Source organism: Streptomyces sp. NPDC050625 (assembly GCF_040654755.1).
GTDB lineage: Bacteria > Actinomycetota > Actinomycetes > Streptomycetales > Streptomycetaceae > Streptomyces.
Window position 1 is genome coordinate 460,335 of sequence record NZ_JBFAIQ010000003.1, and the last position, 23,306, is coordinate 483,640.

General features: G+C 70.2%; 21 protein-coding genes, 2 tRNA genes and 2 pseudogenes. 11 read left to right on the forward strand and 14 right to left on the reverse strand.

The genetic code is table 11. The annotated features are described in order from the left end of the window. Positions 1-61 precede the first annotated feature (61 nt). Positions 62-793, reverse strand: coding sequence for a decarboxylase (locus AB0I54_RS09540; protein WP_363295342.1), 732 nt, complete (start codon positions 791-793; stop codon positions 62-64). Positions 794-1,011: 218 nt separating this feature from the next. Between AB0I54_RS09540 and AB0I54_RS09545 the strand changes: the two genes are divergently transcribed. The 7 genes from AB0I54_RS09545 (at position 1,012) to AB0I54_RS09575 (ending at position 6,235) form a co-directional block, all read left to right on the forward strand. Beyond that, entirely contained in the window at positions 1,012-1,965 is a 954-nt protein-coding gene (locus AB0I54_RS09545) for a D-2-hydroxyacid dehydrogenase (protein ID WP_363295343.1), read from the forward strand. Positions 1,966-2,050: 85 nt separating this feature from the next. Continuing rightward, positions 2,051-2,974 (forward strand): ectoine/hydroxyectoine ABC transporter substrate-binding protein EhuB, encoded by a 924-nt coding sequence (gene ehuB / locus AB0I54_RS09550; protein ID WP_363295344.1) that lies wholly within the window; start codon positions 2,051-2,053, stop codon positions 2,972-2,974. Then, positions 2,971-3,699 (forward strand): ectoine/hydroxyectoine ABC transporter permease subunit EhuC, encoded by a 729-nt coding sequence (gene ehuC / locus AB0I54_RS09555; protein ID WP_363295345.1) that lies wholly within the window; start codon positions 2,971-2,973, stop codon positions 3,697-3,699. The genes ehuB and ehuC overlap by 4 nt, the downstream gene beginning before the upstream one ends. Continuing rightward, entirely contained in the window at positions 3,696-4,346 is a 651-nt protein-coding gene (gene ehuD / locus AB0I54_RS09560; protein WP_363295346.1) for an ectoine/hydroxyectoine ABC transporter permease subunit EhuD, read from the forward strand. The genes ehuC and ehuD overlap by 4 nt, the downstream gene beginning before the upstream one ends. A gap of 43 nt (positions 4,347-4,389) precedes the next feature. Further along, positions 4,390-5,118: an ectoine/hydroxyectoine ABC transporter ATP-binding protein EhuA gene (gene ehuA / locus AB0I54_RS09565; protein ID WP_363295515.1), complete on the forward strand. Its 729-nt coding sequence runs from the start codon at positions 4,390-4,392 to the stop codon at positions 5,116-5,118. Positions 5,119-5,314: 196 nt separating this feature from the next. Continuing rightward, positions 5,315-6,073 carry an IclR family transcriptional regulator C-terminal domain-containing protein gene (locus AB0I54_RS09570; protein ID WP_363295347.1) on the forward strand — a complete coding sequence of 253 codons (759 nt, stop codon included), beginning with the start codon at positions 5,315-5,317 and terminating at the stop codon, positions 6,071-6,073. A gap of 88 nt (positions 6,074-6,161) precedes the next feature. Further along, a tRNA-Lys gene (locus AB0I54_RS09575) sits at positions 6,162-6,235 on the forward strand. Between the two features lie 56 nt (positions 6,236-6,291). Here AB0I54_RS09575 and AB0I54_RS09580 read toward each other — a convergent pair. The 5 genes from AB0I54_RS09580 to AB0I54_RS09600 all read right to left on the reverse strand — a co-directional run bounded on the left by AB0I54_RS09580 (position 6,292) and on the right by AB0I54_RS09600 (position 12,025). Further along, positions 6,292-7,962 (reverse strand): AMP-binding protein, encoded by a 1,671-nt coding sequence (locus AB0I54_RS09580; RefSeq protein ID WP_363295348.1) that lies wholly within the window; start codon positions 7,960-7,962, stop codon positions 6,292-6,294. Positions 7,963-8,005: 43 nt separating this feature from the next. Then, entirely contained in the window at positions 8,006-8,470 is a 465-nt protein-coding gene (locus AB0I54_RS09585; RefSeq protein WP_363295349.1) for a DUF3592 domain-containing protein, read from the reverse strand. A 172-nt stretch (positions 8,471-8,642) separates the two neighbouring features. Continuing rightward, positions 8,643-9,248 (reverse strand): lytic polysaccharide monooxygenase, encoded by a 606-nt coding sequence (locus AB0I54_RS09590; RefSeq protein ID WP_363295350.1) that lies wholly within the window; start codon positions 9,246-9,248, stop codon positions 8,643-8,645. Between the two features lie 97 nt (positions 9,249-9,345). After that, positions 9,346-10,467 (reverse strand): SPFH domain-containing protein, encoded by a 1,122-nt coding sequence (locus tag AB0I54_RS09595; protein ID WP_363295351.1) that lies wholly within the window; start codon positions 10,465-10,467, stop codon positions 9,346-9,348. Between the two features lie 199 nt (positions 10,468-10,666). Then, positions 10,667-12,025 (reverse strand): peptidoglycan-binding protein, encoded by a 1,359-nt coding sequence (locus AB0I54_RS09600; RefSeq protein WP_363295352.1) that lies wholly within the window; start codon positions 12,023-12,025, stop codon positions 10,667-10,669. 207 nt (positions 12,026-12,232) lie between these two features. Between AB0I54_RS09600 and AB0I54_RS09605 the strand changes: the two genes are divergently transcribed. From AB0I54_RS09605 to AB0I54_RS09620, 4 genes are all read left to right on the forward strand, one after another. Next, positions 12,233-12,306: transfer RNA gene (locus tag AB0I54_RS09605), tRNA-Lys, on the forward strand. A 147-nt stretch (positions 12,307-12,453) separates the two neighbouring features. Further along, the gene (locus tag AB0I54_RS09610; RefSeq protein ID WP_363295353.1) at positions 12,454-13,176 is read left to right on the forward strand and encodes a FadR/GntR family transcriptional regulator; all 723 of its coding nucleotides are present in this window, start codon (positions 12,454-12,456) and stop codon (positions 13,174-13,176) included. Between the two features lie 306 nt (positions 13,177-13,482). Then, positions 13,483-15,447, forward strand: a complete 1,965-nt coding sequence (locus AB0I54_RS09615; RefSeq protein ID WP_363295354.1) for a glycosyltransferase family 2 protein — start codon at positions 13,483-13,485, stop codon at positions 15,445-15,447. Continuing rightward, positions 15,444-17,381 carry a kelch motif-containing protein gene (locus AB0I54_RS09620; protein ID WP_363295355.1) on the forward strand — a complete coding sequence of 646 codons (1,938 nt, stop codon included), beginning with the start codon at positions 15,444-15,446 and terminating at the stop codon, positions 17,379-17,381. Before AB0I54_RS09615 ends, AB0I54_RS09620 begins: the two co-directional genes overlap by 4 nt. A gap of 89 nt (positions 17,382-17,470) precedes the next feature. On the opposite strand, the gene AB0I54_RS09625 is transcribed toward AB0I54_RS09620, so the two are convergent. From AB0I54_RS09625 to AB0I54_RS09660, 8 genes and pseudogenes are all read right to left on the reverse strand, one after another. Beyond that, positions 17,471-18,472, reverse strand: coding sequence for a glycoside hydrolase family 6 protein (locus tag AB0I54_RS09625; protein ID WP_363295356.1), 1,002 nt, complete (start codon positions 18,470-18,472; stop codon positions 17,471-17,473). 374 nt (positions 18,473-18,846) lie between these two features. Further along, the gene (locus tag AB0I54_RS09630; protein WP_363295357.1) at positions 18,847-19,512 is read right to left on the reverse strand and encodes a class F sortase; all 666 of its coding nucleotides are present in this window, start codon (positions 19,510-19,512) and stop codon (positions 18,847-18,849) included. 14 nt (positions 19,513-19,526) lie between these two features. After that, complete coding sequence (locus AB0I54_RS09635; RefSeq protein ID WP_363295358.1) at positions 19,527-20,072, reverse strand: hypothetical protein; 546 nt, start codon at positions 20,070-20,072, stop codon at positions 19,527-19,529. 107 nt (positions 20,073-20,179) lie between these two features. Then, positions 20,180-20,959 carry an HAD-IIA family hydrolase gene (locus AB0I54_RS09640; protein ID WP_363295359.1) on the reverse strand — a complete coding sequence of 260 codons (780 nt, stop codon included), beginning with the start codon at positions 20,957-20,959 and terminating at the stop codon, positions 20,180-20,182. 143 nt (positions 20,960-21,102) lie between these two features. Continuing rightward, a pseudogene (locus AB0I54_RS09645) lies at positions 21,103-21,358 on the reverse strand (2-aminoethylphosphonate ABC transporter substrate-binding protein); the annotation flags it as partial. Further along, a pseudogene (locus AB0I54_RS09650) lies at positions 21,358-21,483 on the reverse strand (2-aminoethylphosphonate ABC transport system ATP-binding subunit PhnT); the annotation flags it as partial. The pseudogenes AB0I54_RS09650 and AB0I54_RS09645, both read right to left, overlap by 1 nt. Further along, positions 21,480-22,157, reverse strand: a complete 678-nt coding sequence (locus AB0I54_RS09655) for a phosphonatase-like hydrolase (protein ID WP_363295360.1) — start codon at positions 22,155-22,157, stop codon at positions 21,480-21,482. The pseudogene AB0I54_RS09650 and the gene AB0I54_RS09655, both read right to left, overlap by 4 nt. An 11-nt stretch (positions 22,158-22,168) precedes the next feature. Beyond that, complete coding sequence (locus AB0I54_RS09660; RefSeq protein ID WP_363295361.1) at positions 22,169-23,293, reverse strand: TIGR03364 family FAD-dependent oxidoreductase; 1,125 nt, start codon at positions 23,291-23,293, stop codon at positions 22,169-22,171. Positions 23,294-23,306 lie beyond the last annotated feature (13 nt).

Here is a 23,306-nt window from a genome sequence, read left to right on the forward strand (position 1 = left end):
CTGTTCTCCGGGGCCTAACAGGAGGCGGTCTCCGTTTTATTCCCGCCCGGGCGACACGCCGTCACACCTGTACGACCGGTTCTCGGGTGAACAGCGTGCCCAGTTCGGGGGCGTTCACTCGGCGGTCCGTGAGGCGCAGGGCCTCCCATGCCGTGACCTGGTTCGCGGTGAGGACGGGTTTGGAGAGGGACTTCTCCAGGAGGGGGACGTACCCGGCCGTGCGCAGTGCGGTGTCCGGGAGCAGGATCGCCTCCGCTTGCGGGTCGTCGGCAGCGCGTGCCAGCGTCAGGACGTCCTCCTGCCGCCAGGTGCCGACCTCGGTCGCCGACGCGGCTCCGGCCGCCCGTACCCCGGTCACCTCCACGCCGCCGGCCCGCAGGAAGTCCGTGAACAGGGATGTCAGGTCCGCCGGGTACGTCGCGCCGATCGCCACCCGCCGCACCCCGATCTCCCGCGCCGCGTGCACGAAGGCGAAGGACGTCGAGGAGGCCGGCATGCCCGCCGTCCGGGCCAGGTCGCGCACCTGGTCACGGGCGCCCTCCCAGCCGTGGACGAAGCTGCCGGCGGTGGACGCCCACACCACCGTCTCCACCCCCGCCAGCCGCAGCTCCTCCACCGCTGCCGCCAGCCGCTCCGGCTCGCCCGTGCGCCGCAGCGCGTCCACCCGGTGCGCGCCCTCGCCGACGTCGATACAGACCACGTCCACCCGGATGTCACCGCCCAGTAGCTGCTCGATGCGCGGATAGTCGTCCTCGGCGAAACGGCCCGGGTAGAGGAATCCGAGTGCGGTCATGTCCAGCCCTCCTGCTGCGTTCGTCCGGCGACGCCTGATACGGCCCCACGGCTCGGGTACCCAGTCCCCGCGCCGCCGCCCCGCAGCGTGACCTGGTTGGCGGACACCGCCGAAGGGCAACGGCTCGTGGGCACGCATGTGTTGACGGGGGTGGGTCCGGGTGCGAGCGTGGTCGATCCGCGCATGTCAGACAACCCTCTCCCACGCGGAGGAACCGCTTGCCGACGCCCGTGCCGACCCTCCTCGTGCTCGACGCCGACCCCCTCCCCCGCCTCGGCCGCCTCACCGGCCGCGCGCGCGTCGTACACACGGACGCGGCCGCCCTCGCCGAGCGTCTCCCGGCGGCCGACGTCCTGCTGGTCTGGGACTTCACCTCGCACGCGGTGCGCGAGGCCTGGCCGGGCGAGGGCCCCCGCCCGCGCTGGGTGCACACGGCGAGCACGGGCGTCGACCATCTGATGTGCCCGGAGCTCGCCGCCTGCGACACCGTGGTGACCAACGCGCGCGGGATCTTCGACCAGCCCGTCGCCGAATACGTCGCCGCCCTGGTCCTGGCCATCGCCAAGGACCTGCCCCGGACCCTGGACCTCCAGCGGGCGCGGACCTGGTGGCACCGCGAGACCCGGCGGCTGGCGGGCACGCGCGCGTGCGTGATCGGCTCCGGGCCCGTCGGCCGTACGATCGCCCGGACGCTGAAGGCCCTCGACGTCACCACCGCCCTCGTCGGACGCGTCCCGTGCACCGGCATCCACGGCCCCGACGACCTGGACCGGCTGATGTCCCGCGCGGACTGGGTGATCGCGGCGGCGCCGCTGACCGAGCGGACCCGGGGCATGTTCGACCTCCGCCGCTTCGGTGTGATGCAGCCCTCGGCGCACTTCATCAACGTCGGCCGCGGCGGTCTCGTCGTCGAGGACGCGCTCGCCGAGGCCCTGTCCAGGCGGTGGATCGCGGGCGCGGCCCTGGACGTGTTCGCCGACGAACCCCTCACCCCCGAAAGCCCGCTGTGGCGGGTCCCCGGTCTGATCGTGTCCCCGCACATGAGCGGCGACGCGGTCGGCAGGCACGACGAACTCGGCGTGCAGTTCGTGGAGCTGTTCGAGCGTTGGACCGCGGGAAGACCCCTGGTCAACGTGGTCGACAAGCGGCGCGGATACGTGCCGGGCCACTGAGCGGGGGCCTCCGGGGCCTCCCCCCGTTTGCGATGCACATGATTTGCGATGCATAAGGTGCCTGGTCCCGGGTAGCCGCGCCGCCATGGCACCACGACTTGGCAGACGGCAGCGCACAGCCGGGCCCCCGCCCGGGTCCGGACACTCACGGCGGTCGGTACTCGCCGCGCTCGGCGGCCTCGGCGCGCTGGGCGCCGCGGGCTGCACACGCGTGGCCACCGCGGCCGCCGCGAACGGCGGCGACCTGCTCGACCGGCTCCGGGCCCAGGGTGTCGTAAGGCTCGGGATCGCCGGCGAGATCCCCTTCGGGTACATCGACAAGGACGGCCGTCTCACGGGCGAGGCACCGGAGTTGGCGAAGGCCGTGTTCAAGCGGCTAGGGGTCGACCGGGTGCAGCCGGTGCCGACCGAGTTCGGCTCGCTCATCCCCGGGCTGAACTCCCAGCAGTTCGACGTCGTGGCCGCGGGGATGTACGTCAATCCCGACCGCTGCGAGCAGGTGATCTTCGCCGATCCCGACTACCAGATGCTCGACTCCTTCATCGTGCGCAAGGGCAATCCGATGGACCTGCACGACTACAAGGACGTCGTGGCGAAGAAGGCGAAGTTCGCGACCGGAACGGGATACGCCGAGATCCAGTACGCCGTCGAGGCGGGGTACAAGGAGAGCGACATCCTGATCGTCCCCGACCAGGTCGCCGGGCTGAACGCCGTGGAGGCCGGGCGCGCCGATGTGTTCGCCGGTACGGCGCTGACCACCCGCGAGGTCGTGAAGAAGTCCGCCAAGGCAGAGGCCACCAAGGCCTTCACCCCGCTCGTCGAGGGCCAACCCCATGTGGACGGGGGCGCGTTCGCGTTCCGGTCGGCCGAGACACGGCTGCGGGACGCCTTCAACGTGGAGCTGCGCCGGCTGAAGAAGAGCGGCGAACTCTTCCGGATCCTGCGGCCGTTCGGCTTCACCGAGGCCGAGATGACCGACCTGACCGCGAAGGAGCTGTGCGGCGGATGACCACGGGCCTGTGGAAACTCGTACTAGAAGGAGTCTGGACCACCCTCCAGCTGCTGGTGCTCAGCGCCCTGCTGGCCACCGCGGTCTCCTTCGCCGTGGGCGTCGCCCGCACCCACCGGCTGCGGACCGTCCGCTTTCTCGCCGGCTTCTACACCGAGGTGTTCCGCGGCACCTCGGCCCTGGTGATGATCTTCTGGGTGTTCTTCGTGCTGCCGGTCGCCTTCGGCTGGCAGCTGGTGCCGCTGTGGGCGGGCACGCTGGCGCTCGGGCTGACCTACGGGGCGTACGGCGCGGAGATCGTGCGCGGCGCGCTGACCGCGGTCGACCCGGCGCAGCGCGAGGGCGGCGTCGCGCTGAGCTTCACGTCCTGGCAGCGGCTGCGGCTGATCCTGCTGCCGCAGGCGGTGCCGGAGATGATCCCGTCCTTCTGCAACCTGCTGGTCGAGCTGCTCAAGGGCACCGCCCTGGTGTCGATCACCGGCATGGGCGACCTGGCGTTCAGCGGCAACCTGGTGCGGCTGGCGCTGCAGGAGAGCGCGCACATCTACACCTATCTGCTGCTGATCTACTTCGCGATCGCCTTCATGATCACCCGGCTGATGCGCGGTCTGGAGAAACGGCTGAAGGCCGGGATCGGCAAGGATCCCGGGACGGAGTCCTCGGCGCGTGAGCTGAAGCGCGCGCAGACGACCGGGGTCGGGGCAGCGGGCGGTGGTGTCGCGTGAAGTGGGACTGGAGTGCCGTAAGCGAGTTCATGCCGCACTTCTGGGACGGCCTGCTGGTCACCCTGCAGGCGCTGGTCCTCGGCTCGCTGATCTCGTTCACGCTGGGGCTGGTCTGGACGCTGCTGATGCGGACGCCGACCCGCTTCGTGCGCTGGCCGGTGGGGGTGGTGACGGAGTTCGTCCGCAACACCCCGCTGCTGGTGCAGCTGTTCTTCCTCTTCTACGTACTGCCCGAGTGGGGCCTGACCTTCTCCGCGCTGACCACCGGTGTCCTCGCGATCGGGCTGCACTACTCGACGTACACGATGCAGGTCTACCGGGCCGGCATCGAGGCCGTGCCCGCCGGGCAGTGGGAGGCGGCGACGGCGCTGAGCCTGCCAGTGCGGCGGACCTGGACGGTGGTGATCCTGCCGCAGGCCCTGCGCCGGGTCGTGCCGCCGCTCGGCAACTACGTCATCGCCATGCTCAAGGACACACCGATCCTGATGTCGATCACCGTGCTGGAGATGCTGGGCCGGGCCCGGCTCTTCTCCCAGCAGCACTTCCAGTTCACCGAGCCGGTGACGGTGATCGGCGTGGCCTTCATCGTCATCTCCACCCTCGCCTCCCTTCTTCTGCGCACTCTGGAGCGTCGCCTTGTCCGTTGAGACCAGTAAGCAGCCAGTCGCCACCGACACCCGTCCGACCGACCTGATCCGGCTGGCGGGGGTGACCAAGCGGTTCGGGGACAACACCGTTCTGGACCGGCTCGACCTGTCCGTCCAGGCGGGCCGGCACGTCACCCTGATCGGCCCCTCCGGCTCCGGCAAGACCACGATCCTGCGGCTGCTGATGACCCTCACCGAGCCGGACGAGGGCACGATCACCGTCGACGGACAGCCGCTCTTCCCGGCGCCCGAGAAGCAGGTCCGGGAGGTCCGCAAGAAGATCGGGATGGTGTTCCAGCAGTTCAACCTGTTCCCCAACATGAGCGTGCTGCGGAACATCACCGAGGCCCCGGTCACCGTCCTCGGCCTGTCGAGCGACGAGGCGGAGGCCCGCGCCCGCGAGCTGCTGGACCTGGTGGGGCTCGCCGACAAGTGCGACGCCCGCCCGACCCAGCTGTCCGGCGGCCAGCAGCAGCGGGTGGCGATCGCACGGGCCCTGGCGATGCGGCCCAAGGTGCTGCTCCTGGACGAGGTGACCTCCGCGCTCGACCCCGAGCTGGTCGCGGGTGTCCTCGATCTGCTCCGGGACATCGCCCGCTCCACCGACATCACCATGCTCTGTGTGACCCACGAGATGAATTTCGCCCGGGACATCTCGGACCAGGTACTGATGTTCGACGCGGGGCGTATCGTCGAGGCGGGTCCGCCGGAGCAGATCTTCAGCGATCCGGAACAGGATCGAACCCGGGAATTCCTCGGCGCCGTGCTGTGATTACGAGAAGTGAACACAGGAACACCCGAGGTCTCGGCGCCGGGTCATGACGAAGGCATATGCCAGCGTGCCTGCGTCCCAGCTGAGAGCGTCAGATTCTGACCAACGCCCTCTCCACATACGGCTCTTGCCGGTTATCGTGGAGAAGATTCGCCGTCCGGACTACGGCCAAAGAGCGAGCGCAGGGGGGACCACCGTGGCGCTGATGCACGAGCCGACCGCGCCGTACCACTCCGCCCGGGACGCCCTGCGCGTCCTGGAGACCGTGGCACAACACTCGACCGGCGTCACCGACACGGAGCTGACCCACAGCACCGGACTGGACCCCGAGCGCCTGACCACGCTGCTGCGCATGCTGCGCCGCGAGGGGTACGTGGAGCAGATCACCGCCGGCGCGTACGTCACCGGGGAGACCCTCAGGCGCCTCGGCTCCGCCCACGGCCGCGAGCAGGCGCTCACCGAGAAGCTCCAGCAGATCCTGGACCGGCTGCGTGACTCGGTCGGCGCCGCCGTGTATCTGAGCCGGTACGTGGACGGCGAGGTGCGGATCGGCCAGTACGCGGACAGCCCGGAGACGCCCGCGGTCAACGAGTGGGTGGACTTCCGCTCCTCGGCCCACGCCACCGCGATCGGCAAGAGCCTGCTCACCCAGCTCGACCACAACGCCCGCCGCGACCACCTCTCCCGTCACAGGATGGCCCGCCTCACCTCGCGCACCATCACCTGCGACAAGCTCCTGCTCTCCCGTCTGGAGTCCCAGCCGGCGACGGTGCCCGTCCTGGACCTCCAGGAGTACGCGGTCGGCACGGTGTGCGCGGCGGTGCCGATCACGGCGGGTTCCTCGGTGGGCTGTCTGGCACTGTCCCTGCCGCTGGAGCAGGCACACCGGCTGAAGCGTGCGGCGGACGCCCTCAACCGCAACGCGGCGCCCGTACTGCTCTCGCTGGCGATCTGAGCCGTGACCGGAATGGTCACGAGCACCGCTCCGGACCAGGTAGTATTTTCTTCGTCGCCAGCCGCGCAGAGCGGGTGGCGGGAGTCATGCGCCGCTAGCTCAGTTGGTTAGAGCAGCTGACTCTTAATCAGCGGGTCCGGGGTTCGAGTCCCTGGCGGCGCACGATGACGATGGCGAGCCATGTCCGCAAAAAGCGCGGACCCGGCTCGCCATCTCTGTTATTGCGCGGCTACGCCGCGCGCGGTGGGGGCTCCGCCACCCACACCCCCCACTGACGGGCCCTTCGCAGCAGCGAGGGGCCCTTCGACGTCTTCCCTGGTCAGCCTCCGGTACCGGGCCTCCCCGGGCGGTCGCCACCACACGGGATCGGCACACCGGAACCCCTCGCGCCGCAGCCGCGCCCGCTCGATCTTGTTGGTGGCCGTCACCGGCATCCGCTCCACCACCCGCACGAACCGGGGCGCCATCTTCGTCCCGAGGTCGGGCTGGGCCCGCAGGAACTCCGCGAAGGACCCAGGGTCGAACCGCCCGGCGACGGTCGCCATCACCTGGTCCCCGGTCACCGGATCCGGCACCCCGTACACGGCGACGGCCACCGCCCCCTCGTACCGGGCGACGATGTTCTCGATCATCGCGGCGGCCAGATTCTCCCCGTCGACCCGGATGCGGTCGTCGCTGCGGCCGGCGAAGTACAGATAGCCCTCGGCATCCCGGTAGAAGAGGTCCCCGGTCCAGTAGGCTCCGCCCCGCCGTCGCTCGGCTTCCGCGGCCGGATTGCGCCAGTACCCCTCGAAGGGGCTGGGCCCCTGGTTCACCAGCTCCCCGATGGCCTCCTCACCGTTGAGGAGCTGTCCAGCGGCATCGAACGCGGCCACCGGGCACTCCCGCCCCGTACCCGGATCGCGCACCACCAGGCCGGGCCCGGCCGGACCCACCGCCCCCGTCGGAGTCCCCGGCGCCCACTGGATGGCCGCCCCGCCCTCCGAGGACCCGTATCCCTCCACCAGCCGGACGCCGAACCGCCGCTCGAACGCCGCCGCGTCCACCGCCCCGGCCTCGGTGCCGAAGCCCAGGCGCAGGGGGTTGTCGCGGTCGTCCGGTCGCGGCTCGGTGGCCAGGACGTACTGGACCGCCCGGCCGACATAGGTGAAGTACGTCGCCCGGTAGCGCCGTACGTCCGCCAGAAAGCCGGACGCCGAGAACCGCCGCCGCAGCGCCACCCCCGCCCCGGCCGCCAGCGCGGGCGCCCAGTCCGCGATCACCGCGTTGCCGTGGAACATCGGCATGCAGATGTAGTGGACGTCGTCCGCGCGGACGCCGAACTGCTCGACGAGCGAGCGTCCGGCCGCGGCCAGCCGGCCCTGGGAACAGATCGCGGCCTTGGGCGCGCCGGTGGAGCCGGAGGTGAAGTAGAGCAGGACGCGGTCGGCGGGGCGGGCGCGGGCCGGGTCGGGTACGGCGCCGGCGTACCCGGCGAGGAGGTCGTCGTACGCATGGGTGTCGGTCACCAGGAGCCGTACCCCGGGCAGGTCGAGACCGTCGAGGAGGGGCAGCCGGGCCTTCTCGGTGACGAGGACCGGGCACTCGGAGTGCAGGATGTCGCGGGCCAGCTCCGGGCCCCGGCGTGTGGGGTTGATCCCGGCGACCGCCGCGCCGGCCAGCGCGGCCGCGCTCAGCCACAGCGGGAACTCGGGCGTGTTGTCGAGCAGCACCCCGATGTGCGGTTCGGAGGCGCGCGGCAGCAGGTCCGCCAGGAGCGCCGCCCGGGCGGCCGCACCGGCGGCCACCTCGTGGTGGGTCAGCGCCCGGTCCTCGAACCACAGCCCCGGCCGGTGGTCGCCCCACCGCGCCGCCACCAGCTCAGCAACCGTGCCCCTCCGGTCCTCCATGGACGGGCACGGTAGCTGACGCACCGTCAGATAGGGAGTCCCGCTACGGCATCAGACCGTCCGACTCGGCGAACATCACATGGGCCATGGCCATGAAGACGAGGCAGAAGGCGACGAACACGCCGAAGAAGACCAGCATGCAGCCCGTGCCCACCGCGAGCTTCCCCCGGGCCGGCGGGTGGGCCGTGGCCCGCTCCGGGTGGTCCGGCAGATAGTGCACGGTGACGATGTCGCCCTCGATCACGGTCGACGGGCCGTTCAGCTCGTCGAACCGGACGGTGCGCCCCTCGCGCGTGGTGAACTCGTAGACATGGTGCAGGGTGGTGCTCACGGAGGTGTCGCCGGCGCCACCGCTGGTGGTCGTGTACGACCGCAGACAGCGCGCCTCGGCCGTGAGGCCGTGGTTCCAGGCGCCGCTGATCTGCCGGGAGCGGGCGATCGTCTTGACGGCCATGACGGACACGCCGGCGATCATGATGACGGGTATGACGTAGAACAGAACTTCCATGAGGTCCCCCGAGGTCGGTACGCCGATTGGACGATCGGCGTGGCGGGAACCTACCCCCGCCACCTGCGGAAGTGTCTCAAGGGAAGCTCAGAAACCCGGCAGGGCCCCCGTGCGCCGGCGGCCGGGCCGGAACCGGTGGCGCCCGCGCACGCGGGACCCTCCCGAGGCGTGGTCAGAACGTGACGTCCGAGCAGGCGTAGAACGCGTTGCCCGTGTCGGCGATCGTCCAGACCGCGAGGATGACGTGATGACCGCTCAGACCGGACGGCAGTGTGCCGCTGTGGCTGAGCGTGGAGGGCGGGCGCTGCCCGTTGTAGGGGACCGTGAGGAACGGTGTGGTGTTGAGGTCCGAGCGGGACAGGGCGTGGTTCTGGTTCCAGCCCGGCTTGGTGACGTAGTACTTGAAGTCGGTCGTGGCGTGCATGGCGGTGAACTGCCAGCGGAAGGTGTAGCTCTGACCGCCCGTCACCCTGGTCGTCGGCCAGGCGGCGCCGGACGGCGTCCTGGGCGAGCTGAGCTGGGCGAACCGGCTCAGCCCGCCGTTGCAGAGCTGTCCGTCGGCGGGGCCGCCCGCCGGGAAGCCCTTGGGGCCCTCGACGCTCTGCGGCTCCCACTGGATGTCGCCGCAATTGGTCACGGTGCCGTTCTGGCAGAGCTTCTGCCTGCTGATGGGGAGGTCGGTGTAGCCGTGCCCGCTGGCACCGCCGGTGGAGAGCACGAAGGCTCCGGCGGTTGCCACGCCCAGCACGGCTGCGGACAACTTGGTCTTTGTACGCATGCTGCCGCTCCTGGAGAACGTGGGGGAAGTTCAGTGAGCTGTGCAGGTCTAGACCAAGTTTCAGATTATTGCCGTTAGTTGAACATGTCCATACCAATCACGGCGCCGCCTCCGCGCGCCCCGAACAGAACGCCACGGTCAGGTCCCGCACCAGCACCTTGCGCTCGTAGTCGTCGAGTTCGACGAGTCCGCGCATCGTCAGCCGGGTCACAGTGTCCTCCACCGAGTCCACGACGGAGCTGAGGACGGTGGCCCGCTGCTGCGCGTCCAGTGCGGCGATCCGGCGGCGGTGCATGGCGGCGGCCACCTCCGGGGCGTACTCCACCCGGACGGGCTGCACGGAGAACACCTCCAGCCCGACGGGCGCCGCGTCCGCCACGACCATCCGGGTCAGCGCGTCCGTGGCCACCTCCACGGCGCCCTTCGACGCACCCGGCATCTCCACCGGCACCCGGGCCAGCGCGGCTTCGACGCACTCGCGCAGATACGACTCGTGGTCCTCGACCCCGAGCGCGGCCCGCGCGGTGTCCCGCACCCGCCACACCACGAGCACCACCACCCGCAGCGCGACCCCGTTGCCGTCGGCCGCGGGCATCGGCTCGCTGCGCCAGTGCCGCAGCCGTACGTCGACCCGGCGGCGCAGCACCAGCGGATTGATCCAGAGCAGGCCGGTGCGCCGGACCGTCCCCCGGTAGCGGCCGAACAGGCCGAGCACCCAGGCCCGCCCGGTGGTGCCCCGGGCCAGCCCGCCGAAGCCGACGAGACCGAGCGCCCCGGCCCCGGCGTACGCCGCCCACTGGGCCGGGCCGACACCGGCACCCGCGTAGGCCGGCAGCCGCAGCGCCTCCACGGCGAGCGACGGCAGCACGCCGGCCCACCAGGAGGCGGCCAGGCACCCGGCCACCCCGCTGACGCCGGCGAACACCCCGGCCGCCCCGGGCAGCACCCGCGCCGGGCGTTCGGTCAGGTCGGGGTCGAGCTCCGGGACCGGCCGGGCCTTGGCGGGGACCGGACGTCTGAGCCGCGGCTGCTCGCCGGTGCCCTGTCTGCGGGCCACCACCGCGGTCCGCAGCGGCACCGGTGACGGGTCGGGGTCGTCACGGAACAGCAGATGGACGGGGATCTCGGTGGTCGCCTCGTTCTGGATCAGCCGGGCGGGACGGGACGGTCCCTCGGGAGGTCCCTCCGGCTCGGGCGAGTGGGATGTGGTCGTACTCATGCGTGCCTCCAGCCTCCGCGCCAGATGCGTCACAACAGGTGGTACAGACGGGTCGTCAGGTAGTGCAGACGGGTCGCCAGGTGGTGCAGACGGGTCACAGGGACGGGCGGGTGGGGGTCATGGGGACGGGCGGGTGGGGGTCACGGGGACGGGCGGGCCGGGGGCATGGGGACGTACGGCCCGCCGTGGTCGTTCCGGGTCATGAGAAGAGCCGCCGCCAGGTCTCCGGGCCCGGATAGCCGTCCGCCGCGCCGCCCCGCCACCCCTGGGAGCGCTGGAAGGCCTCGACCGCCCGCCGGTCCGCCTCGCCCCAGCGCGGCCCCGGCCCGGTGGCGTAGAAGGAGCCGAAACCCTTCTCGACCAGCCGCTGCCCCAGCTGGGTGACGTACTCGTTCTCCTCCCCCGGACGGAACAGGTTCCGGCCGGGATAGCCGGGGACCCCGTGCGAGGCAGGCCGTCCGGCGGTGCCGGCCGCCGCGGGCGTCTTGGCCGTGCCGCCCGCCGCGGCCGGGATGTTCTTGCCCTTCCCGGTCGTCAGCAGGTCCCAGGTGACCGGTCCGGGCAGGCCGTCGGCGGCCGCCCCGGTCCAGCCCTGGGCCTGCTGGAACGCCTGGGTCGCCCGTCGGTCCGCGTCCGACCAGACGGGGCTCGGGCCCTTGGTGTAGTAGGCGCCGGCGCCGCGGGCGATCAGCATCCGGCCGAGCTGGGTGACGTAGTCGTTGTTCGCCCCGGGGCCGAAGAACTCCGCTCCCGGGTACGGCACCCCTTTGGTGGTACTGGCCGGTTCCGCGCCCGCCGCGGTCTTGGTCACTCCCTTGTACCGGTAGGGGACGTACCGGTCGGAGTTGCTCCAGTAGGCGTAGGGGGTCGACTGGCGGCGGGCGTGCGGGGGTGTCTGTTCGTAGGCGGTGTATTTGGTGTGCGTGTAGTCCGTCCAGCCGCCGAAGATCACGACGTGCGAGCCCTTCTCGGGGTTGTCGGGATTGTGGAACAGCAGGATGTCGCCGGGCTGGAGTTCCTCCTTGGCGATCTTCACCCCGTACTCGCCGAGGCTGCCGGTCCATTCGTTGCCCGGCAGTCCCCAGGCCATGGAGACATAGCCCGAGCAGTCCTGCCGGTAACCGTCGGACCAGTAGTCCTCCATGCTGTACGGCACCTTCGCGGCGATCCAGGTCTTGGCCCGGTTGATGATGTCCGTACGGGTGGTCGCCGGGGCGTCGGCCGGGGAGACGGGCCCCGCCGGTTTCCCGCGGGGGCCGTGCAGCGGCGCTCTGCCGCCCTGGGGGGTGTCGGACTCCCCGCCCTGCGGGGTGTCGGCGCCGCCGTCCGCGGGGACGCCGGGCCGGTGAGGGGCGTGGGAGGCGGTGAGGGCCATGGCCGGCTGGCCCGCGCCGACGGCGGCGGACGCGGCGGCGGCCACGACCAGGGCGCGCCGGGCGGCCGGGTGACCGCCGAAGCGGCCGGCGAGAGGACGCGGGCCCACCCGTCGCCAGTGGACGCATCCGGGGCATTCGCAGTCGCTCACGGGATCGAATTCCTCGAATACCGGAGCCACCATGCGATTCCCCTCACATTCCTGATTCAAATGTCCGCAAATGTGCACATTGCACAGTTTCCCAACTGTCTTCCCGGCGCGCATGTTGACGGTCCGAATGATGTACGGCCGCCCGAGCGCCCCCTCGGCGGCGCGGAGGGCCGGAGCCCGGACCTCCCCTGTTGGTCGGGAGCACCCCTGGAGGTCGGGTAGAGTTCTCGTTGTCAGCAGGCGCCGCTAGCTCAGTTGGTTAGAGCAGCTGACTCTTAATCAGCGGGTCCGGGGTTCGAGTCCCTGGCGGCGCACCGACCGGAAGGCCCTCTCGCCATCGCGAGGGGGCCTTCCGCATGACCGGGTTCCATGACCGGGTTCCATGGCCGGGTTCCATGGCCGGGTTCTTTCGTATGGCCGGAACCGGAGCCTCCCCCCGATTGGCCGGATACCCTCTGGCCATGGCAGCCCGAGACCTGCAGGAGCGGATCAAGAAGCTCATCGTCGAGCGGCGGCTGCCCTCCGGGGCCCCACTGCCGACCGAGCCCGAGCTGATGGTGTTCCTCGGCGCGAGCCGGAACTCGGTGCGGGAGGCGCTGAAGGCGCTCCAGGCGATGGGCATCGTCGAGATCCGGCACGGCTTCGGCACCTATGTCGGCCCGATGACCCTCGCACCCATGATCGAGGGCCTGGCCTTCCGCACAGTCGCCGGGCACTACCGGGGCGAGGACTCCCTGCTCCAGCTGCTCGAACTGCGCGAGGCGGTGGAGAGCGGACTGGTCGCCCGGCTGGCCGGACGACTGCCGGAAACCGACCTGATTGAACTGGAAGGTCTTGTCGTCCGTATGGAACAGGAGGCCGCACAGGGAGCCGGCCTCGCCGAGACCGACCGAGCGTTTCACGCCACCCTCTACCGAGGGCTGGACAACGTGTTGCTGAGCGAGGTGCTGGAGGCGTTCTGGGACGCCTTCCACCGTGTTCAGCGGGATCTGCTGGACGTGCCGCAGGACCCGAGGGTCACCTGCCGCCAGCACCGGGAGATCCTGGACGCGGTCCGGTCCGGTGATTCCATACGTGCCGAGGAGGCCATAAGGGACCACTTCGGCAACATCCGTGCCCGCCTGTCAACGACCGACACGACTGATCCACAAGATCCCCACACGCGCCACAATGAACGCGTATGACCGGTAAACACCGCGTTTCGCATCTTGCGATCATGCTGAACACCGTAGAACCCTGGTTGTTCAAGCTGCGGCGATTTCGCGGCACTTGGGGGGTAGGTAAACGGTTGCCAGGTCTGCGGGGAGAAGGGGCCCCGTTCATGAACGGATGCCGAGGGGGGCATCATGCAACCGGAGGGTCGCAGTCCATGTCTATAAGGTGTGGAGAGCCTGTGGCCCATTTGACGCGGCCGTGCGGGTCGAGGGGGACCTGACGGCCGATCGGAACCGACACAGACACGCGGTGAACTGCGTGTGGGGGGATGACTCATGACGTCGACGCCGTCCGGCGCCCGGCGGGAATTCGACCCGTCACAGACCACCCAGCTGAGGATGCCTTCGCACCGGACCGGGCAGTTCCGCCGGATAAAGAAGACCCTGCCGAGATACGACTACGAGCATTACAGCCGGCTTGCGGGCCCCCTCACCCAGCCGGACCCCGGCAAGCCGTACAAGGTGCAGTACCGCTCCCTGCTCTCACAGGAACCGCACCGGGTACGGGCCGCGCTGATGCTGGGCGCGGCGCCGCTGCTCTCGCTGGTCCTGCTCGCCTGGCTGCTCCAGCCGGAGCACTGGACCGAACGCGACTACCCGGCCTACGACTTCCTGCCGGCCCTCGACGTCGTCATGCTCGTCTCGATCGGTCTGATCGAGTTCTTCCGCTGCATGAACGTGCTGTCGAACGCGCACGCCACCCTGGTCGCCCGCGACCCGGTCCCGGTCGTGCCCGAGACCGGCACCCGTGTCGCCTTCCTCACCTCCTTCGTGCCCGGCAAGGAGCCGCTGGAGATGGTGACGAAGACCCTGGAAGCGGCCGTGAGGCTGCGTCACCGGGGCCTGCTGCACGTCTGGTTGCTGGACGAGGGCGACGACCCGGCCGTCAAGGAGGTCTGCGCCCGCCTCGGCGTGCACCACTTCACCCGCAAGGGTGTCGCGCACTGGAACCAGCCCAAGGGCCCGCACCGCGCCAAGACCAAGCACGGCAACTACAACGCCTGGCTGGAGGCGCACGGCGACGAGTACGACTTCTTCGCCTCCGTCGACACCGACCATGTGCCGCTGCCCAACTACCTGGAGCGGATGCTCGGTTACTTCCGCGACCCGGACGTCGGCTTCGTCATCGGCCCGCAGGTGTACGGCAATTACGACACGTTTGTCACCAAGGCCGCCGAGTCGCAGCAGTTCCTCTTCCACGCGCTGATCCAGCGGGCCGGCAACCGCTACGGCGCCCCGATGTTCGTCGGCACCTCCAACGCCGTGCGCATCAAGGCCATCAAGCAGATCGGCGGCCTGTACGACTCGATCACCGAGGACATGGCCACCGGCTTCGAGATGCACCGCGCCAAGAACCCTGCGACGGGCAGGAAGTGGCGCTCCGTGTACACGCCGGACGTGCTGGCCGTCGGCGAGGGCCCGAACGCCTGGACGGACTTCTTCACCCAGCAGATGCGCTGGTCGCGCGGGACGTACGAGACGATCCTCAAGCAGTACTGGAAGGGCTTCTTCTCGCTGCCGCCCGGCAAGCTGTTCAACTACACGATGATGATCATCTTCTACCCGATGTCCGCCCTCAACTGGATCCTGGCGGCGCTGAGTTGCGCGCTGTTCCTGGGCCTGGGCGCCTCGGGTGTGAACATCGACCCGACCGTGTGGCTGATGCTCTACGGCAACGCGTCCGCGCTGCAGATCGGCCTGTACATCTGGAACCGGCGCCACAACGTCTCACCGCACGAGCCGGAGGGCTCCGGCGGTGTCGCGGGCATGGTGATGTCGGCGCTGTCGGCGCCGATCTACGCCCGGTCGCTGATGGACGCCGTACTGCGCCGCAAGAGCAAGTTCGTGGTGACGCCCAAGGGCGACTCGGCCAGCCCCGACACGCTGTTCGGGACCTTCAGGATCCACTGGTTCTTCATCCTGGTCTTCGGTGGTTCGCTCGCCGCCGGCTTCGTGTACGGGCACTCCCACCCCGCGATGATCACCTGGGCGGTCTTCGCCATGCTGATCACCGCCTCTCCGATCTTCGCCTGGCGCCACGCACTGCGCCAGGACAGGAAGAAGCCCGCCGATCCTGTGGTCACCGAGCCACAGGACGCGGTTCCGCCCCCGGCCCCGGCGGCCCCGCCGCCGCACGCTCCGCACGCGCCGCAGCAACGGCCGAGCTGGGCCGCCTCGAACGGGGGCAACGACCAGAACATGCAGATCGCGCTCGGTGGACTTGGGGGACGTAAGGAATGAACGACAGTGCCGGTCGCCGCCGCGCCCGCAGACTTGCGATAGGCACGGCGGTGGTACTCGCGCTGGCCGGGATGAACGGTCCCTGGCTGTACCGCTTCGGAACCGAGCAGTACCACCAGTACAAGATCAACAGACCCGAGTACAAGGCCGAGAACGGCCACTGGGACATCATCGAGTTCCCCAAGGAGTACCGCCAGGACACCATCCACGCGGCGCTCCTGCACACGGGCAAGGTGCTGTTGATCGCGGGGTCGGGCAACAACCAGGACAACTTCGACGCGAAGAAGTTCGACACCCGCATCTGGGACCCGGTCAAGGGCACCATCAAGAAGGTGCCGACACCCGCCGACCTGTTCTGCACCGGCCACACCCAACTGGCCAACGGCAATCTGCTGATCGCCGGCGGCACCAAGCGGTACGAGAAGCTCAAGGGCGACGTCACCAAGGCCGGCGGCCTGATGGTGGTGCACAACGAGAACCCGGACAAGCCGATCACGCTGCCCGCGGGGACCAAGTTCACCGGCAAGGAGAACGGCAAGACCTTCGTGTCGAAGGATCCGGTCCTCGTGCCGCGCGCGAAGAAGGTCTTCGACCCGGGCACCGGCGCGTTCCTGCGCAACGACCCGGGTCTGGGCCGTATCTACGTCGAGGCGAGGCAGAGCGGCTCCAAGTACGAGACCGGCACCCAGGACAACTACCGGGTGCAGGGCCTGACCGGCGCCGACGCGCGCAACACGTACGGCATCGCGCAGAAGCTCGCCCTCGACAAGAAGGACTTCCAGGGGATCCGGGACGCCTACGAGTTCGACCCGGTCGCCGAGAAGTACATCAAGGTCGACCCGATGAACGAGGCCCGCTGGTACCCGACGCTCACCACTCTGAGCGACGGCAAGATCCTCAGCGTCTCCGGCCTCGACGACATCGGCCAGCTGGTCCCGGGCAAGAACGAGATCTTCGACCCGAAGACCAGGAAGTGGACGTACACGCCGAAGATCCGGCAGTTCCCGACCTACCCGGCGCTGTTCCTGATGCAGAACGGGAAGATCTTCTACTCCGGTTCCAACGCGGGCTACGGCCCCGACAACGTGGGCCGCGACCCGGGCATCTGGGACGTGACCACCAACAAGTTCAGCAAGCTGCCGGGGCTGAGCGACGCCAATGAGATGGAGACGTCCGGGACCGTGCTGCTGCCTCCGGCGCAGAACGAGAAGTACATGGTCATCGGCGGCGGTGGCGTCGGCGAGTCCAAGCTGTCCAGCAACCGGACCCGGCTGATCGATCTGAAGTCCGCCAACCCCAGGTTTGTGAACGGGCCGACGCTGGAGAAGGGCACGCGCTACCCGCAGTCCTCGATCCTGCCCGACGACAGCGTGCTGGTGTCGGGCGGCTCGGAGGACTACCGGGGCCGCGGCGACTCCAACATCCTCCAGGCGCGGCTCTACCACCCGGACAGCAACAGCTTCACCAGGGTGGCCGACCCGCTGGTGGGCCGGAACTACCACTCCGGGTCGATCCTGCTGCCCGACGGGCGGATCATGTTCTTCGGGTCCGACTCGCTGTACGGGGACAAGGCCAACACCAAGCCGGGCAAGTTCGAGCAGCGCATCGAGATCTACACGCCGCCGTATCTGTACCGGGACTCACGGCCGTCCCTGTCGGGCGGACCGCAGACGATCGCGCGCGGCGCGTCGGGGACGTTCACCTCGCAGCACGCGTCGACGATCAAGAAGGTCCGGCTGATCCGCCCGAGCGCGTCCACCCATGTGACGGACGTCGATCAGCGCTCCATCGCGCTGGACTTCAAGACGTCCGGAAACAAGATCACGGTGACGGTGCCGAAGAGCCGGAATCTGGTGCAGTCCGGTTGGTACATGCTGTTCGTCGACGACGACCAGGGCACGCCGAGCAAGGCGCAGTGGGTGAAGGTGCCGTAGCGCTCCCGCCTTTGGGTTGTCGGGCGCGGGAGCGCTGTGGCTTGTCGCGCACACGCGGCGGGGCCGCATGTTGATGCGGCCCCGCGCCCCTAAGGAGTTGACGCCTGCGCCAGTTTCAAAGCGTAGGTCGGCCACCATTGGCCCGCTTTGGGGCCGCCCTTGCATTCGCCGTCCGACTCTCCTGGGCGCTTGACCCAGAGGTAGGCGTCCACAAGGGGGTCCGAGGTCTTTGTCGTCGGCGCCTCCCCCAGCGCCCGGCCCGGCGGATTGCACCAGCGCTCGTCCGGGTTGCCCGCCGTGTAGGGGCCGTTGCCGTTGCGGCTGGTGTCGATGACGAAGTGCTTGTTGCCGACCTTCGCCGAGAGCTGCTTGCCGTAGGCGATGGAGTCCTGGGTGGAGTAGAAGTTGGAGACGTTGAGGGCGAAGCCGTCGGCCTGGTCGATGCCCGCCGACTGGAGGGGCTGGAAGATCTGGTCCGGGTGGCCCCAGCCCGCGTTCCCGGCGTCCAGGTACACCTTGGTGTTCTTCAGGGACTTCAGCTTGGCGATGGCACCCTTGAGGAGGTCGTAGCGCTCCTCGTGGAACTCGTCCGGGGTGCAGCCGTTCACCAGGTGCAATATGGCGTCCGGCTCCAGGACGACCATCGCGGAGCGGTCGCCGATGCCCTTGGCCACGCCGTCGATCCAGGCGCGGTAGGCGTTGCCGTCGGCCGCGCCGCCCTGCGAGTACTGGCCGCAGTCGCGGTGCGGGATGTTGTAGAGGACGAGCAGCGCCGTACGGTCGGACTTCTCGGCGGCCTCGGTGAAGCCCTGGGCCTCCTGCTCGGGATTCTCAGGGCCGATCCACTCCCCCGTCGGCTGCTCGGCGATCTTTCTGATCTGCTCGGCGTCGTCCTTCTTGCCGTCCTTCTCGTAGGCGGCGACCTGCCGGGCCGCGTTGCCGTCCGGGTTCACCCAGAACGGGTCCACGCCCTTGGGCTGTTGGGTGATCTTCGCACCCTGACCGGCGTCGTCCCCTCCGTCCCCGGAGGAGCATCCCGCGATCAGCAGTCCCGCCCCGAGCACCACTGCGGCCGCCCTGCTGCCGTACATCCAACTCCCCCTTGGGTGCACCGTTCCAGGGGTCAATCGTGACATACCCACCGCACCGGTCACGAGACCGCACGGCGCTTGTCGGAGACCTGTTACCTGGACGGCCGGGGCACAGTGTCACCTGCGGGGATGACGGAGAGCCACCAGGTTGGGGCTTTGCGTCAACTTCCTCTAGGCCCAGGGGTGTCATCCGTTCTAGAGTCGTTCCATCCGGTCCCGGCCACCGGCCGGATGTGCACCCACCGTGGTTTTCGGACCTCCCGCGCCGGTCGCCGGGTTACTCCCGCAGCCCGCGCGAGCGCGGTCGAGGACCTGCCCGGTCGGTGGCTTCGGGGGGAGCGAGCCGCCGGCCGGGCCAGGTGCCCCGTCAGGGTCTACGGTCCCGTGCCGGTGAGGTACGCCGACACCACCACGTTGGCCGTGTAGTGGTTGGCCGCCCGGTCGAAGCTGCCGCCGCAGGTGATCAGTCGCAGCTCGGCGCGGCCCGCCTGCCGTGGTCCGTAGGCCTGGCGGGCGTCGAAGTCGTCGCGGGGCAGGACCTGTACGTCCTCCACGGTGAAGTCGGCGACCTTGCCGTCGGCGCGGACCACCCGGACCGTCTCGCCGGGCTGCATCGTGCTGATCTTGTAGAAGACGGCGGGCCGGGTCGTGGTGTCCACGTGCCCCACCATCAGCGCGGTGCCGGCCGCCCCGGGTTTCACCCCGGCCGCGTACCAGCCCACCACTCCCGGCTGGTCGAAGGGCGGCGGTTCGATCGCCCCCTGCCGGTCCAGGCCGCGGCCGACGACCGGCGCCTGCACACCCAGCTCGGGGATGTCGATGCGCTGCGGCAGCGCATCCGCCAACGGCTCGGCCGCGGGCGGGAGTTCCGCCCCGGCCGGGCGGCCCACTCCGGCCACGTCGCCCGTCGCGGCACCGGAGGTCCCCGACGGAATGCCGGTCACCTCGCGGCCCCACAGCCACAGGCCGAACAGCAGCACGGCCCAGGCCGCACAGGTCACGAGCCGCCCGGTCCCGGTGGAACCCGCACCGTCGGACATGGTGACCGGCGCCCTCAGCCCGCCTCGCGGCTCCGGCGGGCACTGCGCAGCCCGACGGCGACCGCGGCGAGTCCGGCGAGGACGAGACCGACGACCGCGTGGGCGGTGCCGGGACCTTCCGCGTGGGCGTCCACGGAGGCGAAGTGCGCGGTGCCGCCGCCGCCCGCGTCGACGGGGGCGACGGGCGAGGCCGCGGCGGAGAGCGGATCCGGCTGGGACGCGTCCTGCGACGACGCCCCGGCGACGGTGAGCCTGCCGTTGACCACGGACCCGGAGCAGGTGACCTTCACGTCGTACGAGCCGGGCTGGGCCGCCGAGCGGACCTGTGTCTCGCCGGCCATGGCGCCGCCGACGCCGACCAGCCGTGCGTCGGACACGAACGCCGGCGAGGCGGCGGTGCCGGACGTCCCGCCGCAGCCGCTCACCCGCAGCGCCACCGCGGCGCCGGGGGCCGGGGTCGACGGGGTCACGGAGACTCCGCCCTCCGCCGCGTGGGCCGTCGGAACGAGTGCGGCGGCGGCCAGGAGTCCTGTACAGAGAGTGAGGCGTAGTGAGCCCATCGTGAAACCTCCAGATATCTGGAGACTCCCCCCACGGGCCCACCGACGCATCTCCCAGGGGCCTTCTACTACTCCGAACGGGTTGGTCCAGGTTTCGAACCCACGTCTCAGACCCGGTCGACCAGCTCCGCGATCGAGTCCACGATCTCGGACGGCCGGAACGGGAAGCGGTCGACCTCCGCCGGCTGGGTGACGCCGGTCAGCACCAGGAAGGTCCGCATCCCGGCCTCCAGGCCGGCGAGGACATCGGTGTCCATACGGTCGCCGATCATGGCGGAGGTCTCCGAGTGGGCGCCGATCGCGTTCAGCCCGGCCCGCATCATCAGCGGGTTGGGCTTGCCGACGAAGTACGGCTTCTTGCCGGTCGCCGCGGTGATCAGAGCCGCGACCGAGCCGGTGGCGGGCAGGGCGCCCTCGACGGAGGGGCCGACGTTGTCGGGGTTGGTGGCGATGAACCGGGCGCCGTCGTTGATGAGCCGCACGGCCTTCGTCATGGCCTCGAAGGAGTACGTCCGGGTCTCGCCGAGGATCACGAAGTCGGGCTCGTGGTCGGTCAGGATGTAGCCGACGTCGTGCAGAGCGGTGGTCAGACCCGCCTCGCCGATGACGTACGCACTGCCGCCGGGCCGCTGGTCGGCGAGGAACTGGGCGGTGGCCAGCGCGGACGTCCAGATGTTCCCCTCCGGTACGTCCAGACCCATGCGGCGCAGCCGGGCGTGCAGGTCGCGCGGGGTGTAGATGGAGTTGTTGGTGAGCACGAGGAACGGCCTGCCGGACTCACGCAGCTTCTTCAGGAAGGAGTCGGCGCCGGGAATGGGGACACCCTCGTGGATGAGCACCCCGTCCATGTCGGTGAGCCACGACTCGATGGGCTTGCGGTCTGCCATGTCTTGCGTCTCCTGGCGTGCGTACGGTCATGAGCTGGGGGCGCCGGAACCACGGCGTACCGACGCCCCCAGCCTAATCAGCCCTGCCTGATACGGACCCCGTCGATCACGCGGTACCAGTGAGGCAGCCGCGGTGGAGCCGGTCAGCTGCCGGTGGCCGACTTCCAGCCCTCGACGTACGACGCGAGGTTCTTGTCGATGTCGTTCCAGTCCGGGGTGAAGATGTCCACGCAGTCCATCAGCCGGGCGAGCGCGACGGCGTTGGCGTCGGCGGCCTTGACGTCCGAGCGGGCGCCGAAGCCACCGCCCGCCCTGCTTCGCCGGGAACCAGATGCCGGGGCCGGGCATGTCCTTGGACTGGGCATAGTTCATCTGCACGTCGCCGTTGGCGACCAGAAGCCGGAGCCGGACGGCCCGAGCAGGGCCATCACCTCGCCGGGCTCGACGGTGAGGTCGAGGGAGTCGAGGACGACGTTGCCGTCGTAGGCGACCGTGACGGAGTCGAAGCGGATGCCGCTGCTCATGTGAGTACTCCCGGCAATCCGCCCACGGAGTCCAGCACATGGGTCGCTCCGGCCGTGCGCAGCGCGTCCGCGTCGTGCGCCCCGGTCAGGACACCGGCGACCACGCCCGCGCCCGCGCGGACACCGCTGAGCATGTCGTACGAGGTGTCGCCCACGACGGCGATCTGCCGCACGTCGTCCGCGGCCGCCGTACGCAGGAACGCGGTGAGGACCATGTCGGGATACGGACGCCCCCGGCTCCCGGCGTCGGCGGGGCACAACGTGAGCGGCACCAGGTCCTGCCAGCCGAGCGCGGCCAGGATCGCGTCCTGCGTGGTGCGCGCGAAGCCGGTGGTCAGCACGACCGTACGGCCCTGCGACCTGAGCTCCTCGATGGTCTCGCGCGCACCGGGCAGGGCCGCGACCCGGCCCGCGTCGACGAGTGCCGCGTACGCCGCCTCGAAGGCCTTGTTGGCCTCCTGTGCCCGCGTCTCCTGCCCGAACAGATGCCGGAAGACGGAGATCTTGGACTCGCCCATGGTGGCGCGGACGTAGTCCACCATCGAGTCGGGGTCCGCGCCGAGGTGCCGCGCGGCGGCCGCGAAGGCCTCCTCGACGAGCCCGTCGTCGGCGACGGTGGTGCCGGCCATGTCCAGGACGACGAGCCGGATGTCGTTGTTGTCGGTGTTCTGCATGGTCGACTTCCTCACCAGCCCAGTTCGTTCGCGGTCGTCTCGGCTATCGCGGGCGAGCAGGTCATACCGCGCCCGCCGGGCCCGGTGACCAGCCACACCCCGTCGCTCACCTGCTGCCGGTGCACCACCCGGCTGGTGTCGGTGCACTGCGCGTACACCCCGGCCCAGCGGCGCCGGATCTTCGGGAGCGGCCGGCCGAGGAGGGATTCGACGACCTCGGTGAGGTGGTCGTAGGGGTCCTCAAGGGTGTCGAAGGCGAAGGGGTGCTCGTACTCGTGGGTGTCGCCGATGGTCAGACCGCCGTCGGCGCGCTGCACCATGAGCAGCTGCATCCCGTGCTCGGCGGCGGTGCGCGCCTGCGGCTGCCGGGCGTCGAGCTCGTCCAGGGCCGGGGAGGCGTAGGCGGGGTAGTAGCGGAAGCTGTCCGCGTCGGCGACCGAGGTGGTGAGCGGTTCGCCCAGCGGGTCGGTCTGCATCATCTGGAGCCGCACGCGGCGGACCGGCAGGTCGGGACCCGCCAGCTCACGGACGAGCCCGCCCAGCCAGGCGCCGGTGCACAGCACGACCACGTCGGCGTGGTGCACATCGCCGTGGTCGTCGCGGACGGCACCCGTGCCGACCACCTCGCGCACCTCGCGTCCCGGCAGGAAGGTGTAGTTCGGGGACTTCGACAGCTCTGCGCGCAGGGCGCGCTGAGCGGTGCGCGGCTCGACGGCGGCGTCGCGCTCGCAGTACAGGGCGGCGGTGAAGTCGCCGCGCAGCGCGCGGTTCAGGGCGCGCGCCTCGCCGGGCGTCAGCAGCTTGTAGCCACGGGCGGCGGCGTCCGCACGTGCCACGGCGGCCTCGGCGACGGCGAGTTCGAGGGGGCCGCGCACGGGGGTGAGGGATCCGATGGCCCGGAACCCGAGGCCGGGCACGCGCCCGCCGATCCCCTCCCACAACTCCCGGGCCCGGAGGGCGGTTTCGAGCTCTTCCCCGCCCGCGCGTCCACTGACCCAGATCTGCCCGAAGTTGCGCAGCGAGGCGCCGCGCGCCTCCGCTTCCCGCTCGATCTGTACGACCTGATGGCCGCGTTCCACTGCTTGCCAGGCGTGCATGGTGCCCACCACGCCTGCTCCGACGACTGTCACTCTCACGGCGGCAACGCTC

Bases quoted from the DNA above. Each gene is read 5' to 3' on its own strand.
- AB0I54_RS09540 (WP_363295342.1), bottom strand. From the start codon at position 793: ATGACCGCACTCGGATTCCTCTACCCGGGCCGTTTCGCCGAGGACGAC.
- ehuB (WP_363295344.1), top strand. From the start codon at position 2,051: ATGGCACCACGACTTGGCAGACGGCAGCGCACAGCCGGGCCCCCGCCC.
- ehuC (WP_363295345.1), top strand. From the start codon at position 2,971: ATGACCACGGGCCTGTGGAAACTCGTACTAGAAGGAGTCTGGACCACC.
- AB0I54_RS09580 (WP_363295348.1), bottom strand. From the start codon at position 7,962: ATGGAGGACCGGAGGGGCACGGTTGCTGAGCTGGTGGCGGCGCGGTGG.
- AB0I54_RS09585 (WP_363295349.1), bottom strand. From the start codon at position 8,470: ATGGAAGTTCTGTTCTACGTCATACCCGTCATCATGATCGCCGGCGTG.
- AB0I54_RS09590 (WP_363295350.1), bottom strand. From the start codon at position 9,248: ATGCGTACAAAGACCAAGTTGTCCGCAGCCGTGCTGGGCGTGGCAACC.
- AB0I54_RS09595 (WP_363295351.1), bottom strand. From the start codon at position 10,467: ATGAGTACGACCACATCCCACTCGCCCGAGCCGGAGGGACCTCCCGAG.
- AB0I54_RS09600 (WP_363295352.1), bottom strand. From the start codon at position 12,025: ATGGTGGCTCCGGTATTCGAGGAATTCGATCCCGTGAGCGACTGCGAA.
- AB0I54_RS09610 (WP_363295353.1), top strand. From the start codon at position 12,454: ATGGCAGCCCGAGACCTGCAGGAGCGGATCAAGAAGCTCATCGTCGAG.
- AB0I54_RS09615 (WP_363295354.1), top strand. From the start codon at position 13,483: ATGACGTCGACGCCGTCCGGCGCCCGGCGGGAATTCGACCCGTCACAG.
- AB0I54_RS09620 (WP_363295355.1), top strand. From the start codon at position 15,444: ATGAACGACAGTGCCGGTCGCCGCCGCGCCCGCAGACTTGCGATAGGC.
- AB0I54_RS09625 (WP_363295356.1), bottom strand. From the start codon at position 18,472: ATGTACGGCAGCAGGGCGGCCGCAGTGGTGCTCGGGGCGGGACTGCTG.
- AB0I54_RS09630 (WP_363295357.1), bottom strand. From the start codon at position 19,512: ATGTCCGACGGTGCGGGTTCCACCGGGACCGGGCGGCTCGTGACCTGT.
- AB0I54_RS09635 (WP_363295358.1), bottom strand. From the start codon at position 20,072: ATGGGCTCACTACGCCTCACTCTCTGTACAGGACTCCTGGCCGCCGCC.
- AB0I54_RS09640 (WP_363295359.1), bottom strand. From the start codon at position 20,959: ATGGCAGACCGCAAGCCCATCGAGTCGTGGCTCACCGACATGGACGGG.
- AB0I54_RS09655 (WP_363295360.1), bottom strand. From the start codon at position 22,157: ATGCAGAACACCGACAACAACGACATCCGGCTCGTCGTCCTGGACATG.